A 1,224-nucleotide genomic window follows, 5' to 3' on the forward strand; every position below is an offset into this window, starting at 1 on the left:
GTCGTCCGTGAAGAACGCGGAACGCTTTGATTTAATTTAAGATTTTCGCCTGAATTTGGGTTTCGTTTTGCCGGAAATCGTGGCTTTGGGCGGCGATTTCCGGCAAAATGTTTGCATCTGCGTTGCGTGATTCGATGGCGTTTCGACCGGAGAGGGGAAGCAAGCGATGCGGCCGAAGGAACGGCGAGACAGTGGCCAGGCGGACCTGTTGCGGTCCCGGCTCGACCAGATCCTGAACATGGAACATGCACTGGTGAAGCTGGCGACGGCGATCGACTGGCGCTGCCTGGAAGAGAAGCTCGGCGAGGTCTACGACGATGGCCCCGGCCGGCCGCCGCTGCCGACGCGGCTGATGGCGGGGCTGGCGATCCTGAAGTCGATGCACAACCTGTCCGATGAAGGGCTGTGCGAGCGCTGGCTGGAAAACCCCTATTATCAGCTGTTCTGCGGCGAGGAGTTCTTCCAGCACCGCCTGGTCTTCGACCGCACCTCGCTGACGCGCTGGCGCCTGCGCATGGGCGAGGAGCGGCTGACGGCGCTGCTGCAGGAGAGCCTGGCGGCGGCGACCCGGCTGGGGGCGGCCAAGCCGGCCGACTTCCGCGCGGTGATCGTCGACACCACCGTGCAGGAGAAGGCGATCACCTTTCCGACCGACGCCAAGCTGATGCATCGCGCCCGCGAGCGGCTGGTCAAGCTGGCCGGGAAGCACGGCATCCGCCTGCGCCAGTCCTATGCGCGGGTCGGCAAGATCGCGCTGATCAAGCATCAGCGTTATGCCCACGCCAAGCAGTTCAAGCGGGCCAACCGGCAGCTCAAGCGGCTGCGCACCATGCTGGGCGCGGTGATCCGCGACATCACCCGCAAGATCGCCGGGCGGCCGGAGCTGATGGCGCCCTTCGGTCTGCCGCTGTCGCTGGCCCGCCGCGTCAGGGACCAGCGCCAGCGTGAACGCGGCAGGAAGGTCTACTCCCTGCACGCTCCCGAGGTCGAATGCATCGGCAAGGGCAAGGCCCACAAGCCCTATGAATTCGGCGTCAAGCTCTCGGTCGCCACGCCGCTCTATCGCAGCCGCGGCGGCCAGTTCGTCGCCCATATCAAGGCGATGCCCGGCAATCCCTATGACGGCCACACGCTGGCCACCGTCATCCCCGCGATCGAGACCTCGATCGGAGCCAACCTCACCAAGATCGTCGCCGATGCCGGCTACCGCGGCCACAACGCCCC

1 protein-coding gene is annotated in these 1,224 nt (G+C 65.5%); it reads left to right on the forward strand.

Features of this window, described 5'->3' with window-relative positions; translation table 11 throughout:
• Positions 1–166: 166 nt before the first annotated feature.
• A partial coding sequence (locus AC0L3I_RS36845; protein ID WP_473530220.1) for an IS5 family transposase occupies positions 167–1,224 on the forward strand: 1,058 nt, incomplete at its 3' end.

This window comes from Mesorhizobium sp. WSM4840, assembly GCF_055811755.1.